Here is a 16,009-nt window from a genome sequence, read left to right as displayed (position 1 = left end):
TTAAAAATTTTAAAAATGAAAAACATTATAAAAATATTTTGCCTGTTGGTTGTCAATTTGGCTACAGCACAAGTCGCAATAGGAAAAGCGTCTATTAGTACCATCCCACCCGCAAATACAACTATAAACCCATCTATTTCCTTAGAGTTTGGTGATGATGGCGGAGCCTTATTGGGTAGAGGACTTATTTTACCTTGGATTACTGCGGATATGGACAAAGCTGCTGCGGTTCCGGGAACTATTATTTTTGATACGGTTGATAAAATTGTTAAGTATAAAAACGGTGCTGGTGCTGGAAACTGGTTTTCGCTTTCAAAAAACGAAACAGTTCCGGTAATTGGAGATACAACCGGAGTAGTGGTGACCACACTTCAGGACTCTTTCACAGATAATCCTAATGCTAAAGTGAGTATAGGAACTCCCGCAACCCCAGCTGTTCCAGGAATATTGGTGTTGGAGGCGAATAATAAAGCAATGATTCTTCCTAAAGTGGCAAGTCCACATCTGAATATTGTAAATCCTGAACCAGGAACTATGGCTTATGATACCGTAAAAAAGCAGCTTGCAATTTTCAATGGCAAAGTTTGGTCATTTTGGAAACCTTAAGTTTTTTTTATTAAACGGTTAAACAAATAACCACTTCTATATGAAGTGGTTATTTATTATAAGACTAAATTATTTACCACCTATTTATAGCTACTTCTGGTGTGAAAAAATGTTTGTAGCAAATCTGCATTGATCCAAGTAAAACCTGCAATTTTGTTTTTAAGCTCGTTTCTATGTGTATATCTCATATCATTTATGAAGCACCATTTTGCTGTATATTATTTACGTTTTATACCACAATAAACATATATCATTAAATATGTAATAATAATTAGCTAATATTGCGCTATCTTAATAGCGTATAATTGCTAATAACGGATCAATAAAATTTCATTATATGCATCAATTTTATTCAATAAGAAACGCATTTACAATTAAATGTGTTTTTATAGTTCTGATCATATTTACTTTCAAAAATTTAAGATCTCAGAACCATAAAATAGACTCTTTACTAGAAGCCTCTCAAACCGATCTCCGTAGTGGTGAGTTAAAAAGAGTTCTTGCTAAACAAAATATCATATTAAAAGAATCTAAAAAGAAAAACTATTCTAAAGGTATCGCCAGGTCATACTTATTTAGTGGCAAATGCTATATGAAGCTTGGGGATTGTGGCAAGGCTTTATTTTTTTTCAATAATGCTTTAATGGAAAAGTATGCCCAATTAGACATGGGTTTAAAATCTGAAATCATTACCAATATTGGGAATTGCTACCATCAGCAAAACCTCTACAATGATGCATTAGAAAAATATCGGGAAGCAATCAGAGTTGGAGAGATATCTGAAGAAATTAATTATATAAAGGCAAAAAATTATAATAATATCGGAAATTTATACGAAATTGTAAAAACACCAAAAGACTCTGCTTATTATTACTATTGTAAGGCGTATTACTATTTCAAAAATGATCACAAGAATACACAGATACAAAAAAAGAATACTATCGGAGCTACTATTTGTACTAATCTCGGAGAATTATGGAGTACGAAAAATCGGATAGACTCAAGCAAATATTATTTTAATAAAGCAGCTCTGTATAATAATGAAGCAAAAGATATAATATTAGCTGCCGTATTGGAGCATAAAATCGGGGTTTTATATTATAATTCCCACGATTATAAAAGAGCTGAATATCATCTGGAAAAAGCTAAAACAGTATTCGAAGAAAAAGAGGATATTTATAAACTATCTGACTCTTACAACTTATTAAGTAAATTAAATAAAATACTTGGAAATGAGAAAAAGCATACAGAATACCAAGATTTATTATTTACGGTAGAAAAAAAAATCAATACTGTACAAGGATCTTCAAGAGCGGCAACATTAGACAATGTTATAAAAGAGAAAAATGAGGTTTTTAGAAAAAAAGAGGTGAGATTATACTGGATCATAACCATTATATTATTGATCACTCTGCTTGTCATCATATTTTCTGTCTACTCTCATAAAAAGAAAGAAGATTCCTCATCTTTAACACTTCTGAAAGAAAGAGATATCATTCAGCAGAAAGAAATAGAAGCCAACGAATTAAAGCTTAAAATAAATGAATCTTTTGAAGAGGTTGTACAGCTTGCCAAAGATAACAGTCCTGAATTTCTCATAAGAGGGGTCAGCCGACGAAACGGAAAATATAGCACGTTAAGTATAAAATCTATTGATTTTAAAATTCTAATAGAAGATTTAAATAACATCCTAATTTCTAAGACTTCTAAGCTCACCTTTTTTAAGTTTGTCTTTCTCAGGCCAAACATAATTTCCAGTCAGATGAATATGTTCCTAACCTAAAGGAGTGCCCCCTGCTTAAACCATTTTGATATCTCATTTACAGATTGCCCAATAACTCTCGGATCATCATAAAATTGAAAGTGTACTGTTTTGTCCATCCAAATTGATTTTTTATTTTTTGTTAGAATCGAATTGAAAATTTGTTTAGCATATTCATATCCACCGTCACTCATTTCTCCGTGAATAAGTAAAGTGGGTTTTGATATTTTCTTTGCTACATACAATGCATCAAAATTCAATGTTTCCCATTCACTCATTGCTGTAACTTTATTTTGCCAACCACCACGATATGTAAAATAGGGTACTTTATTTTCCCAAGGATGGTACCACTCGTAAATAGGTAATGGCGGCAAAAGTTGTTCGTTTCCTGTGCTATCAATTATTTTTATATAATCTGTTTCACCTGTTTTTTCAAATTTTTCTTTGGCAAGTTTTGCTCTTTGCAAATGAGCATCCCAAATTTTTTCATTCCCTAAAAGATGCACCATATTTTCTTTTATCAAATAATTTCCTGAAACCAATGCTATTCTCTTTATACGTTTGTCATCAATGCTTACTTGCATGATTTCGTTTGTACCGTTACAGATCCCAATAACAAAAATTTTGTCGGCATCCACATCATTTCTCGAAATTAAAAAATCAATAGCAGCTTTTACATCTTCTTCTTTATTATTCAAGCTCTCAAATTGGCGTGGTTGTCCTTCACTTTCACCATAACCTCTTGCATCGAAGCACAAAGCCACAAAACCTTTTTCGCTTAACCGTGTTGCATATTGAATAGGCGATTGCTCTTTTACCGAACATATTGGTCCTAAAATAACTACTGCGGGTTTCTTCTTTTTATTGTCATTTTTACACAAAAGTCCCACCACATTTTGGTTGTTACTTTTGAAATTCACTTTTTCTATAGTAAGCATGTTTTCACTTTTTTCTGAAATAATTTTAAAAGAAGTCTTGTAGTTATACAGTTTGTTATTGGGTGAAGTAAATGCAACGAAAACTTCATTGGTATTTAAATTAAAGATATCAACCACATTGGAACCATCTTTCTCCGTCCAATAGATTTTATAAATTCCATTTGATATTTCTTCAATTTTACAATTTTCAACAGCCGTTTTCCCTGTTTCATTATTGGGTGCAGAAATGTATGTCCATTTTGCCTGTTTGTCGGATAAGATTTCTAAATTCAAGTGGAAATTATCAATCTGATAATTAAATGTTTTTCCAATAAAATTTAAGTTCGTTTGGGCTTTCGCATTATTGAAAATGGATAGTAAAACTATTACTGTTGTTAAAATTATTTTTTTCATTTATTAGCTATTTACTAATCCTATTCTTGTTTTGTTAAATTTATTTTCTATAATTTCTTTTACAATAAAATGCCCCACATTTCCAGCCGAAATTTGCTTGGCTTCACTTTTAGGGAAATAATTTTCTTGTGAAAGATAGTTTCCATCTGCATCGCCTTCAACCACCATTGTTGGGCAGATAAAAAGATAATTTATGTCTAATGGTGCGATGTTCGTATAAGCTTCCCAATGGTCGGCTCGTTGATTTTTTAGAAATTCGGGTTGTCCTGCCAAATCTCTGCGCAACGTTTTGCTATCCTGTAACGTAAGTCCTGAACCACCAACTATAATTAACCGTTGGTTATCCAAAACCAATTTGGCTAATAATTTTCCAACGGGTGCAACGACCATAGTTGGGTCTTCGTAGTTTCTGTTTCCAACTGCCGAAACAATGACATTAAAACCTTTGATGGCTTCTGTAATTTTGTTTTCATCATTCAGTTCTCCTGTGATAATGGTCACATTTTCAGGATATTCGTTTTGTCGGATGTAAACACTTACTTTATTTCCTGATTTTAAATTTTCTTTTACAATTTGTTTTCCCATTAAGCCTGTTGCTCCGAAAACAATTACTTTTTTTGACATAATTTCACTATTTATTTTAATTTCTTACTTATTGAAATTCCGTTGTGCGAAACATTAATAATTGATGTTTTATAGGTGCTTAATTTTTCTAAATACTTGAAAAATCTTCCGTCGTCGCCATAACCATCGGTTACATTATGCATTGTAAAAAGTCCGCCAATTTTCAGTTTTGGCTCACAAAGTTTAAAGAAAGTGGTGTAACCTTCCGCAGGTTGTGTGCTCCACGTTGCATCGGAAAAAACAAAATCAAAGACTTCATTTAAAGTTGGGATTATCTGCATTGCATCGCCCAATTTCATTTCGATTAAATGGGAAACTCCAGCTTTTTCAAAATTGGCTTTTGCTTTTTCAAATCTGCCTTTGTCTATTTCAATGGTTATTACTTTTCCACCTGCTTTTTCTACTGCTTTTGCCAACCAAATGGTAGAATGTCCGCTGGAAGTACCAATTTCTAAAATATTTTTACAGTTGTTGGCAAGTATTAGTTTTTCTAATTCTTGTCCGTCTTCAAAAGGCACGTTATAATCTGTCCAAGTATTGCGGTGTTTGATTAAGAAATTGTGAATGATATTCATTTGGGATATTATTTCGCTCATTATTTTTAATTATTTGATAATGTAAAGATGAGCAGGAAAGTCACGAAGTTGTTAGGACAAAACTTAGGTTTTTCGGTACTTTTAGGAGATGCTTTTTCTAAATTCTAATGGAGAAACTCCAACTTGTTTTTTGAAATAACGTGCAAAATAACTACTGTCTTCAAAGCCGAGTTGGTCGGTAATTTGGCTTACTGTCAGTTCGGAAAAATTTAGTAATTGTTGTGCTTCCAAAATAATTCGTTTTTTTATTAATTCAGTAGGTGTTTTTCCGCTGATTATTTTTATGGATGTGTTTAAATGATGAGTAGAAATATGCAGTTGCGAGGCATAATCTGAAACAGAAAGATTTTTCGCAAAATGTAATTCAATTAAATTTTTAAACTGCTTAAAAATTACCATTTGATGTTTGCTGCTATTTTGATTATTTTTTGACGAAAATATTTTTTGAATGCGCCTTAATAAAACCAATAGTAATGCTTGAATTGTTTCGGCTGACTTCTCACTACTTTTAGATTCTTGATAGAGCAAATCTACAATGGGCTCTATCGCTTTTTTATCTTCATTTTTAAGTTTTAAAAAGGGGTTTTCGTGAAAATTATCCAAATAAGAAAGCTCAAAAAGGATATTTTTATTTTGAAATATTTGAAGAAAAAACTGTTCTGTAAATAATATGGCATAACCTTGTATATTTTCCCATTCTTCAAACAAATGCAGCTGACCCGGCGAAATAAAAAATAAAGTGTCTTCCGAAATAGTATAATTTTTATAATCAATATTCTGACTGCTTGTCCCCTTTGTAATCCACAAAATTTCATAAAAATTATGTTTGTGTGGAAATTCAATATTTTCAGGTTCTACCATATCTTCGAATTTGTCCACCAAAAAATAAACCCGATTATCAGATTGATTTATGAGGTCAGCAATTGATATGGTTTTAAACATTTTGCTCAAATTTTAAAGCACTTTATAGGAGGGTGAATCAAGGCTTATCTTGAACTAAAGATAAATTGAATTATAAGCCCATGTTTACCCCCAATAAAGCCAAACCAAAGTTAGGATATAGTTATTTTTTAGCAGCCCTAAAAGTCATCAACTATCAGAAAAGGTTTTATAGCAAATACTTTCATCTCCTTCATTTTTGCAAAACGGTTTTCAGTATTGTTTAACAAAATCCACTGATGATGAGTTTCTGCTATCATTTTCTTATTATCAATTGTAATTCCTTTCCATTCAAAATCCACTTTTACTTTTATTTCAGTGTTATTTTGGTTAGATATTTCAAGATTTTTATACTGATGTGTACTTGTTTTTAGCTTGGATGCGTTTGAAATGATCCAATTTTTAAAAGATTCAAAATCCGAAATAGTTTCTCCTGAACTTAAGTTCAGGAGAAAATTATCGTCGACCAACTCTTTGAACTTATTAGCGTCTGGGCACTCCATCAAATAGAGCCAATAGTGCATAAAAGATTTTACTCTATTTTCGGAATAGGCTTCTTCAAACTTAAAATCTTCTACAATTCCTGTTGGTTGTAAAATTAGTTTGGTAAATATGGGTAAATTATTTTCTTTTTTTTGTAATAAGGTGGAATAATGCAATGTGTAACTGAATTTGCTTTTGTCAGGTCTAATATTTTGGTATAAAATGTCGGCTTCTAATGATAAATTACCATCTTCCAACAATGTAACCGTAGAATTTTGGACGTGATGTGCATTCTGCCACCCAGTAAAGACTTTTAGGCGGTCTTCTAATCCTTCTTTTCCTTTTGTCGTTCCATTTTGGGAACTAATTTCGACATCGTCACTCAAAATATCTTTTTGATTTAGTATAGTATTTTCTGTAAATGGCACTTCATAAACTTGATACCAACGATGATATTGAGCTAATACAAGGTGTGTAAGCTGTTCTAATTTAAATATATTTTCCATTTCTATGTTTTTTATAAAATGACTGCTAACGGTATGCGGAACTACTAAGTTGTGAAATTGTAAGCCCGCAAATTTTCAAAATCAAAAGTACAAAATAATTTTATGGCATTGCTAAATCATGATAGATTTGTTATTTTCGCAAAAAAAAACAATGAATTGTCCAAAATGTGATAAGTCTGAAAAAGTAAACAATGGCATTGTCAGAGATTTACAAAGATACAAATGTAAAAATTGCGGATTTAATTTTACTGTATATAAAAGATCAAATGAATATCCAAAATCAATAAGGGGTCAGTCGACGAAAAGTAAAATTTTGTATGTTAAGGATAAAATCTATTGAAACTTATAGTTTAATAGGCAAACTGAATGATTATGTTTTTCTCAGAGCTCTAAACTGACCCTTTTTAAATTTTATCCGGTCTTCCCAAACATAGTCTCCGGTAAGGTGAATATGCTCCCATCCTAATGGAGAAAGATGCTGAAGTAATTCTTCATTAATTTCTTCGCCCTGTTCTTTTAAATGTTCCACCGCTTTTTCAATATAAACCGTATTCCATAAAACAATAGCAGCGGTCACCAGATTAAGACCGCTTGCCTTATACCGTTGATTTTCAAAGCTCCGTTCTCTGACTTCTCCAAACCTGTTAAAATATACAGCTCTTGCCAAAGCGTTTCTGGCTTCTCCCTTATTAAGTCCCGCAGTAACTCTGCGCCTAAGTTCCGGACTCATGTACCAGTCGAGCATAAATAAGGTTCTTTCAATTTTACCCAATTCCCGTAATGCTACAGCCAGTCCGTTTTGCCTTGGATAACTTCCTATCTTCTTTACAATCAGTGAAGCCGTAACAGTTCCATTTTTTATGGAAGCCGCCAATCTTAGGATTTCATCCCAATTTTGAATAATCTTTTTACTGTTGATGGTTCCTCCTATATGTTCTGATAACGCAGAATAGCCCGTAGATGCTTCAGGAATAAACAGCTTCTTATCATTCAAATCTCTGATTCTTGGGGCAAATTTAAATCCCAGTAACTGCATCAAAGCAAACACATGATCGGTAAACCCCGAAGTATCCGTATAATGTTCTTCTATCTGTAAATCAGATTCATGATAGAGGAGCCCGTCCAAAACATAGGTTGCATCCCTTACTCCCACATTAATAACCTTGGTATGGAAAGGAGCGTACTGATCGGAGACATGGGTATAAAACTGAACTCCGGGACTGCTTCCATATTTCGGATTAATATTTCCGGTTCTTTGTGCATAGCTTCCAGTGGCAAAACGCTGCCCATCTGAAGAAGATGTTTTACCTTCTCCCCAGTAAGAAGAAAATGAGTGATTGGATTGAGTATTGATAATTTTCGCTAATGCTGAAGAATACGTTTCATCCCGGATATGCCACGCCTGAAGCCAGGAGAGTTTTGCATAGGAAGTTCCTGGAGAAGCTTCCGACATTTTTCTTAAACCTAAATTGATAGCATCTGACAGTATTACAGTGAGTAACAAGTTTTTGTCATCAGCTTTATTTCCTGATTTTAGATGAATGAACTTATCAGTAAAGTCCGTCCAATGATCGACTTCTTTCAAAAGATCTGTGATTTTAATAAGAGGAAGCAGACTGTATATTTTTTTTCCTAAAACTTCTGCTTCTTCAGGAACTGCATTTTCAAGAGGTTTAATTTTTATCCTGTCATTAATAATAGAAGTATCCTGAAGTTCATTACTTTCAATGAGTTTACAAACAATTTGTATTTTATTGGAGAGAAGTTCCATCCGCTCCAAAAGAAACTGTTCGACATTCAACGTTACGTCCAGAGGAATTTGATTCTGATCTCTCATTTCAGTAAATCTGTCTGCAGGAATAAGATAATCTTCAAAATCTTTGTACTGTCTTGAACCCTGTACCCAAAGATCTCCGGAGCGCAGATGGTTCTTGAGTTCAGAAAATACACAGAGTTCATAAAACTTTCTATCAATCCCGTCCTCCGTAAATACCATTTCTTCCCATCTTTTTCTTATAAAACCTGATGGAAGTTTTTCCGGAAGCCTTTTTATTTTTCCTTCATATAAATCTATCAGAATACCCACTGCCTTTAAAATATCTTCTGCTACAGGGGCAGAACGGAGTTCCAACTCTTTCAGAAATTCTCCACCATATTTTTTTATCGTAAAATATTTATCGGATATAAAATATAGTGAGTCAAAATTTTGTTTAGCCGTTAAGGTTTTAGTTTCCGAAATACTTTGAGCGAGATCTTCCCATGAAATAACCGACTCAACAGCATCGAAAGGATCTTCTCCTGTTTCCTTGGCATCAAGAAGTGCATTTCCAATTTTGAAAAATATACCGAGCTGTTCTCCCATAGATTTTCCGGAGTCCTGCATTTTTTGAGCTTGTGTATTCTTGGCATATCTGAACAAAGAACCGATGATTTTATCATTCATTTCTATAATTTCATCGATGATAGAAGCTTTGGTTTCCAGAAGTATTGCCACCAATGTTGCGTATCTCCGGGATTCTTCAAAATCCCTTAGATGCTGTGGTGTCATCTGCCTGCCTTCTCTGGCTATTTTCAACAACCGTGTTTGATGAATATCCTTGCCAATATCTTTTGGAAGATCAATCTCTTTTATTGTTCTCAACCTCTTTATATGAATCAGTAAAAATTTGGAATTGACCGCCTGTGGGGACTGCTTTAGCCAATTTAGTTGGCTAATGCTGCCTTTCTCCTGTAAGTTGAGAAGAGCATCTAATAAATGTTTTTGATGATTGGACAATGAAGAACTCAGGGTATCATAAATTTCTTTTTCAGCATTTACAATTGCTTCTGAACAAAGCCTTTCAATTGTTCCAGCTGCAGGCAATAAGATTTTATTTTTACGAAGAAATTTAACTAATTCTTCTGCCACAACAAATCCTTTATCTGTTTTTAGAGCTATTTCTTGTAAAAAACCTTTGTAGACCGTATAATCTCTGGTTGTAAATATTCGAAATCCATAAACAGATTGCAGTATGCTTATATGTTCTCTCCTTGTTTGTTCTCTTTTTCCATAGTTTTCCCATTCTAAAACATTTATTCCTAGTTGACTGCCAATAAACTGTAAGATTTTTTGATCAGGATATAAATCAGGAGCTAAAATAATTCCCGGATGTCTCATATAACTAAGATTAACTGCAAATCCCAACTTATTGGTGTTTGTTCTACAATGATTTTTTATTATTGAAAAATCATTTTCCGATAAAGAATAGTTGATGATTAATTCTTCGTCAGTTTCTGGAATTTTAATTAACTCTTTTATCTCAAATTCTGATAATACTTGTTTTCTAGGCATAAAAATATTTTTTCTTAAGTAAAATAAAACGTCCGTTTACTTGTACTTTTTTGTGTTTTCTGAAAATTACGTTTTAAAATAAAAATAAGTAAAAAAAACTAGTATAATAAATTGAGTATATTTATTTAATTTTTTAACGGAATTATCTATACTTATGAAAATTGGATATATCAGAATATCAACACAGGATCAAAATTATAATCTACAGGAAGACGCTTTAAATAAATTAGGATGTGAAATGATTTTTAAGGAAACAGTTTCCGGAGCTAAAAAGGAAAGACCACAACTCAAAAAATTATTAGAGCAAATTCGCAAGGGTGATGTTGTAGTTGTTTATAAATTAGACAGACTTGGAAGATCTTTAAAACACCTGTTAGAAATTGTGGAAATATTAAATTCTAAAAATGTAGCTCTACAAAGCTTACATGACAATATAGACACTACAACTCCGCAAGGAAGATTATTTTTTAATATTTCAGCATCTTTTGCAGAATTTGAAAAGGATCTAATCCGAGAAAGAACAAAAGCAGGCTTGGAGGCAGCACGGGAAAGAGGGAAGAAAGGAGGTCGCAGGAAAGGATTAAGTAAGGAAGCTCAGCAAAAAGCCATTATTGCAGAAAATTATTACAATGAAGGTATAAAAAGTGTCAACGAAATTGCCACTGACTTGAAGATTTCAAAAATGACATTGTATAAATATTTGAGAGAAAGAAATGTCGAGATAAAAGCTTATAATAGAAAGTAATTTATTTAGTATATTAAGAAAGATTGTTTGATAGATGTTACACTTAACGTGCTATATTTTCCGTTTCGTCGACTGACCCCATAAGATTTCAGGAGGTGTACCCAAATGTTTGCGCTGCAATCCTGAAAATTAATCCACGTCTGATAAGCAGTGAATTAAAATTTTGCGCTTTACTATTTCTTAATTTTTCTACCAAAGACATTGCGGAATATACTTTCACATCACCAAAAACGGTTCAGAACCGGAAAAACGGCATACGGAAAAAGCTTAATATTCCCTCAGATACTGATCTTTATCTCTGGTTCAAAAATCTATAAAAAAAATCCCGTTTCGTAATACGAAACGGGATTTATATTGTAAGAAAAATCTTATGCTTGAACGTTGTTTCCTCCTAATACGAAAGGCTCAACTTCTTTGATTTCTCCGAACTGCTGCTCGTAGTTAGCGATGTTCTGCTGAAGAGCGTTTAATACTCTTTTAGCGTGAAGTGGAGCAAGAATAACTCTTGATCTTACTTTAGCTTGCTGAACACCTGGCATCAACTGAATAAAGTCTACTACAAATTCAGATGGAGAGTGGTTTACCAATGCTAAGTTAGCATAGATACCAGCAGCTACCATTTCGTTTAATTCGATGTTGATGTTTCCGTCTTGTGGATTTTGATTGTTGTCCATTGTTATAAATTATGTTTTTAAAATTCGAAATTTGAGATTGTGAAAATATAAAAATAATTTCAAATCCCAAATTTCAAATCATTAATTTTAGTTAAGGTCTTCGAATTCTTTCTTAGAACCAACAATAACGTTCTGATACTCTTTCAGACCTGTACCTGCAGGGATTCTGTGTCCTACAATTACATTTTCTTTAAGACCGTTAAGATCGTCTATCTTACCAGCAACTGCTGCTTCGTTAAGAACTTTAGTAGTTTCCTGGAACGATGCTGCAGACATGAATGACTTCGTCTGAAGTGCTGCTCTTGTAATACCTTGTAGTACAGGAGTTGCCGTAGCAGGAAGAGCTTCTCTTACTTCTACCAGGCTTAAGTCTTCACGTTTCAACTTAGAGTTTTCGTCTCTTAATTCTCTTGCAGTAATCATCTGACCTGGTTGGAATTCTTTAGAATCACCAGCATCTACAACTACTTTAAGACCGAATACTCTGTTGTTTTCTTCTAAGAAATCAAACTTGTGCTCAAGAGCTCCTTCTAGGAATTGAGTATCACCTCCATCTACGATAGATACTTTCGTCATCATCTGTCTAACGATAATTTCGAAGTGCTTATCATCGATTTTTACCCCCTGTAGACGGTAAACTTCCTGAATCTCATTTACTAAGTATTCCTGAACGGCAGTTGGGCCTTTAATTCTTAAGATATCTTCCGGTGTGATAGAACCGTCAGAAAGTGGAGAACCTGCTCTTACGAAGTCATTCTCCTGAACAAGAATCTGGTTAGAAAGTTTTACTAGGTAAATTTTTCTTTCTCCAGTTTTAGCCTCAACAATAAGTTCACGGTTACCTCTCTTGATTTTTCCGTAAGAAACTACCCCGTCGATTTCAGTAACAACCGCTGGGTTTGAAGGGTTTCTTGCTTCGAATAATTCGGTAACTCTCGGAAGACCTCCGGTGATATCCCCTGCTTTTGCAGATTTTCTTGGGATTTTGATTAAGACTTTACCAGCCTTAATTTTTTCACCATCGTTTACCATTAAGTGGGCTCCTACCGGTAAGTTGTAAGCTTTTTGCTCAACTCCTTTAGAGTCTACCACCTTCAAGGTAGGTACGGCTTTCTTATTTCTAGATTCAGAGATTACTTTCTCTTCGAATCCTGTTTGTTCGTCAATTTCAAGTTGGAATGAAATACCCTGGATGATATCCTCGTATTCTACCTTACCTGAAGTTTCAGCAATGATAACCGCGTTATACGGATCCCATCTACAGATTGTATCTCCTTTCTTCACTTTATCACCTGGTTTTACAGATAATATAGATCCATAAGGTACGTTAGCTACCATTAATGGAGTTCTAGACTCATTATCAGCAACTAATCTAAATTCTGTTGAACGAGAAACTACAACCTCAGCTGTATTACCGTTTTCATCTTCAGAAGTAATTGTTCTTACTTCGTCCATTTCAACGATACCATCTCTTCTTGCAACGATTGATGGGTTTTCTGATACGTTTCCTGCAGTACCCCCTTGGTGGAAGGTTCTCAACGTAAGCTGAGTACCTGGTTCCCCAATTGACTGTGCTGCAATTACACCTACCGCTTCACCCATGTGAATCACTTTACCTGTTGCTAAGTTTCTACCGTAACATTTCGCACAGATACCTTTCTTAGTCTCACAAGTTAATGGTGAACGAACCTCAACAGCTTCTAATCCAGCTTCTTCGATTCTCTTCGCCAATGATTCAATGATCACCTGATCTGCACTTGCAATAAGTTCGTCAGTTTCAGGATCATAGATATTATGAAGAGATACTCTACCTAAGATTCTTTCAGAGATTTTTTCAACGATTTCGTCATTTTTCTTAAGTGCAGTAACTTCTGTACCTCTTAATGTTCCACAGTCGTCTTCTGTAACGATAACGTCCTGTGCAACGTCTACCAATCTTCTCGTTAAGTAACCAGCATCGGCTGTCTTAAGAGCGGTATCCGCAAGACCCTTACGAGCACCGTGGGTAGAGATAAAGTACTCTAGAATCGAAAGACCTTCCTTAAAGTTTGCAAGGATCGGGTTTTCAATGATCTCCGCTCCGGTAGAACCGGCTTTCTGCGGTTTTGCCATCAAACCTCTCATCCCTGATAACTGACGGATCTGTTCTTTAGAACCCCTCGCTCCAGAGTCAAGCATCATATATACAGAATTGAATCCACCTTGGTCAACCTTCATTCTGCTCATGATCATTTCAGTTAATCCTGCGTTTGTGTTTGTCCAAACGTCAATTACCTGGTTATAACGTTCTGTATCGGTAATTAGACCCATGTTATAGTTGGCTCTAATTTCGTCTACGGTTTCAATTGAACTAGCAATCATCTGCTTTTTCTCAACAGGAACTACAATATCTCCTAGTGAGAATGAAAGACCTCCTTTGAATGCGTTTGAATAACCTAAGTCTTTCATTGCATCAAGGAACTTCACAGTTGTAGGGAAATCTGTATCAGCAAGGATCTTACCGATAACGTTTCTCAATGATTTCTTAGTAAGAAGTTCATTGATATATCCTACCTGCTTAGGTACAATCTGGTTGAATAGGATTCTACCTACAGAAGTTTCGATCAATCTTGTAACGATTTCTCCTTCTTCTTTGATAGGTAGTCTACATCTTACTTTAGCATTTAAAGATACTCTACCTTCAGCATAAGCAATTTCTGCTTCTTCAGGAGAATAGAATGCAAGACCTTCTCCTTTTACTTTCATAGTCTCAGTAGAGCTTAATTCTTTAGTCATGAAATAAAGACCAAGAACCATGTCCTGAGATGGTACTGTAATTGGAGAACCGTTTGCAGGGTTCAAGATATTTTGAGAACCTAACATCAATAACTGAGCTTCAAGGATTGCTTCTGGTCCTAGCGGCAAGTGTACTGCCATCTGGTCACCATCGAAATCGGCGTTGAAGGCCGTAGTTACTAATGGGTGTAGCTGGATTGCCTTACCTTCGATCATCTTAGGTTGGAAAGCCTGAATACCCAATCTGTGAAGCGTAGGTGCTCTGTTCAATAGAACAGGGTGACCTTTCATCACATTTTCAAGGATATCGTAAACTACTGGTTCTTTTCTGTCAATAATTCTCTTTGCAGATTTTACTGTTTTTACAATACCTCTTTCAATTAGTTTTCTAATGATAAATGGTTTGTAAAGTTCAGCTGCCATATCTTTAGGAATACCACATTCGTGAAGCTGTAAGTTTGGACCTACAACAATTACCGAACGCGCAGAGTAGTCAACCCTTTTTCCTAGTAGGTTCTGACGGAAACGACCTTGCTTACCTTTCAATGAATCAGAAAGTGATTTCAATGGTCTGTTTGATTCAGATTTTACTGCAGAAGATTTTCTTGTGTTATCAAATAATGAATCTACTGATTCCTGAAGCATACGCTTCTCGTTTCTTAAGATTACTTCAGGAGCTTTAATCTCCAATAATCTCTTCAAACGGTTATTTCTGATAATAACTCTTCTATAAAGGTCATTCAAGTCAGAAGTAGCGAAACGTCCTCCATCCAATGGAACTAATGGTCTTAGTTCTGGTGGAATAACAGGAAGTACACGCATGATCATCCACTCTGGTCTGTTGATCATTCTTGTATTAGCACCTCTTAATGCTTCTACAACGTTCAATCTCTTAAGAGCTTCAGTTCTTCTTTGTTTTGAACCTTCGTTGTGAGCTTTGTGTCTCAAGTCGAAAGACAATGCATCAAGATCAATTCTTTTTAATAGATCTTCAACAGCTTCAGCACCCATTCTGGCGATGAATTTGTTTGGATCAGAATCATCAAGATACTGATTTTCTACAGGAAGAGTTTCCATGATATCAAGGTATTCTTCTTCTGTAAGGAATTCCATATTTTCAAAATCAGAACCGTCTAATTTTTTAGCAATACCTTGCTGGATCACTACGTATCTTTCGTAGTAGATGATCATATCTAATTTCTTAGAAGGTATTCCTAAAAGGTATCCGATTTTGTTTGGTAATGAACGGAAATACCAGATGTGTGCAATTGGAACTACAAGATTGATGTGCCCGATTCTCTCTCTTCTTACTTTTTTCTCAGTAACTTCTACTCCACAACGGTCACAAACGATCCCTTTGTAACGAATTCTCTTGTATTTACCACAAGCACATTCGTAATCCTTTACAGGACCAAAGATTTTCTCACAAAATAGCCCGTCTCTTTCAGGCTTGTGAGTTCTGTAGTTAATAGTTTCCGGCTTTAAAACCTCTCCTCTTGAGTCTTGTAAGATAGACTCTGGTGAAGCTAAACCGATGGTTATTTTATTAAATCTACTTGATTTATTTTTATTTGACATAATTTTTTTTAGATTTTAGATTTCAGATTTCAGATTTCAGACGAAATCATCATTCCAAA

The 16,009-nt window shown here is 34.5% G+C and carries 13 protein-coding genes; 5 read left to right on the top strand and 8 right to left on the bottom strand.

What is annotated here, in order from left to right; genetic code table 11:
• The first annotated feature begins 15 nt into the window (after window positions 1-15).
• Together ACM6F9_RS02015 and ACM6F9_RS02010 are read left to right on the top strand one after the other, a co-directional pair.
• Entirely contained in the window at window positions 16-606 is a 591-nt protein-coding gene (locus ACM6F9_RS02015; RefSeq protein WP_414844168.1) for a hypothetical protein, read from the top strand.
• A gap of 643 nt (window positions 607-1,249) precedes the next feature.
• Window positions 1,250-2,389 carry a hypothetical protein gene (locus tag ACM6F9_RS02010; protein WP_414844167.1) on the top strand — a complete coding sequence of 380 codons (1,140 nt, stop codon included), beginning with the start codon at window positions 1,250-1,252 and terminating at the stop codon, window positions 2,387-2,389.
• Here the strand turns inward: ACM6F9_RS02010 and ACM6F9_RS02005 are convergent.
• The 5 genes from ACM6F9_RS02005 to ACM6F9_RS01985 all read right to left on the bottom strand — a co-directional run bounded on the left by ACM6F9_RS02005 (window position 2,386) and on the right by ACM6F9_RS01985 (window position 6,847).
• Complete coding sequence (locus ACM6F9_RS02005; RefSeq protein ID WP_414844166.1) at window positions 2,386-3,699, bottom strand: alpha/beta fold hydrolase; 1,314 nt, start codon at window positions 3,697-3,699, stop codon at window positions 2,386-2,388. The two genes, ACM6F9_RS02010 and ACM6F9_RS02005, sit on opposite strands and share 4 nt — an antisense overlap.
• Before the next feature lie 3 nt (window positions 3,700-3,702).
• Window positions 3,703-4,323, bottom strand: a complete 621-nt coding sequence (locus tag ACM6F9_RS02000; RefSeq protein ID WP_414844165.1) for an NAD(P)-dependent oxidoreductase — start codon at window positions 4,321-4,323, stop codon at window positions 3,703-3,705.
• Between the two features lie 11 nt (window positions 4,324-4,334).
• Window positions 4,335-4,919, bottom strand: a complete 585-nt coding sequence (locus ACM6F9_RS01995; protein WP_414844164.1) for an O-methyltransferase — start codon at window positions 4,917-4,919, stop codon at window positions 4,335-4,337.
• Between the two features lie 81 nt (window positions 4,920-5,000).
• Window positions 5,001-5,861: an AraC family transcriptional regulator gene (locus ACM6F9_RS01990; RefSeq protein WP_414844163.1), complete on the bottom strand. Its 861-nt coding sequence runs from the start codon at window positions 5,859-5,861 to the stop codon at window positions 5,001-5,003.
• A gap of 137 nt (window positions 5,862-5,998) precedes the next feature.
• Window positions 5,999-6,847 (bottom strand): hypothetical protein, encoded by an 849-nt coding sequence (locus ACM6F9_RS01985; protein WP_414844162.1) that lies wholly within the window; start codon window positions 6,845-6,847, stop codon window positions 5,999-6,001.
• Between the two features lie 118 nt (window positions 6,848-6,965).
• Between ACM6F9_RS01985 and ACM6F9_RS01980 the strand changes: the two genes are divergently transcribed.
• A complete protein-coding gene (locus tag ACM6F9_RS01980; RefSeq protein WP_414844161.1) occupies window positions 6,966-7,187 on the top strand; it encodes a transposase-like zinc-binding domain-containing protein in 222 nt (73 codons plus the stop codon).
• Between the two features lie 30 nt (window positions 7,188-7,217).
• Here the strand turns inward: ACM6F9_RS01980 and ACM6F9_RS01975 are convergent, their stop codons facing one another.
• Complete coding sequence (locus ACM6F9_RS01975; protein ID WP_414844160.1) at window positions 7,218-10,178, bottom strand: Tn3 family transposase; 2,961 nt, start codon at window positions 10,176-10,178, stop codon at window positions 7,218-7,220.
• Window positions 10,179-10,332: 154 nt separating this feature from the next.
• Here ACM6F9_RS01975 and ACM6F9_RS01970 point away from each other — a divergent pair, with 154 nt between their 5' ends.
• Together ACM6F9_RS01970 and ACM6F9_RS01965 are read left to right on the top strand one after the other, a co-directional pair.
• Window positions 10,333-10,923, top strand: coding sequence for a recombinase family protein (locus ACM6F9_RS01970; RefSeq protein WP_414844159.1), 591 nt, complete (start codon window positions 10,333-10,335; stop codon window positions 10,921-10,923).
• Window positions 10,924-11,018: 95 nt separating this feature from the next.
• Window positions 11,019-11,240: a helix-turn-helix transcriptional regulator gene (locus tag ACM6F9_RS01965; protein WP_414844158.1), complete on the top strand. Its 222-nt coding sequence runs from the start codon at window positions 11,019-11,021 to the stop codon at window positions 11,238-11,240.
• Window positions 11,241-11,291: 51 nt separating this feature from the next.
• On the opposite strand, the gene ACM6F9_RS01960 is transcribed toward ACM6F9_RS01965, so the two are convergent.
• On the bottom strand, window positions 11,292-11,597 hold the full coding sequence (locus tag ACM6F9_RS01960) for a DUF3467 domain-containing protein (RefSeq protein WP_002976436.1): 306 nt from the start codon (window positions 11,595-11,597) through the stop codon (window positions 11,292-11,294).
• Between the two features lie 87 nt (window positions 11,598-11,684).
• Window positions 11,685-15,950 carry a DNA-directed RNA polymerase subunit beta' gene (gene rpoC, locus ACM6F9_RS01955; RefSeq protein WP_414844157.1) on the bottom strand — a complete coding sequence of 1,422 codons (4,266 nt, stop codon included), beginning with the start codon at window positions 15,948-15,950 and terminating at the stop codon, window positions 11,685-11,687.
• Window positions 15,951-16,009: the final 59 nt, after the last annotated feature.

This window comes from Chryseobacterium sp. IT-36CA2, assembly GCF_949767875.1.
In the GTDB taxonomy this organism is placed as follows: domain Bacteria; phylum Bacteroidota; class Bacteroidia; order Flavobacteriales; family Weeksellaceae; genus Chryseobacterium.
This window is presented reverse-complemented; position numbering and strand designations above follow the sequence as displayed.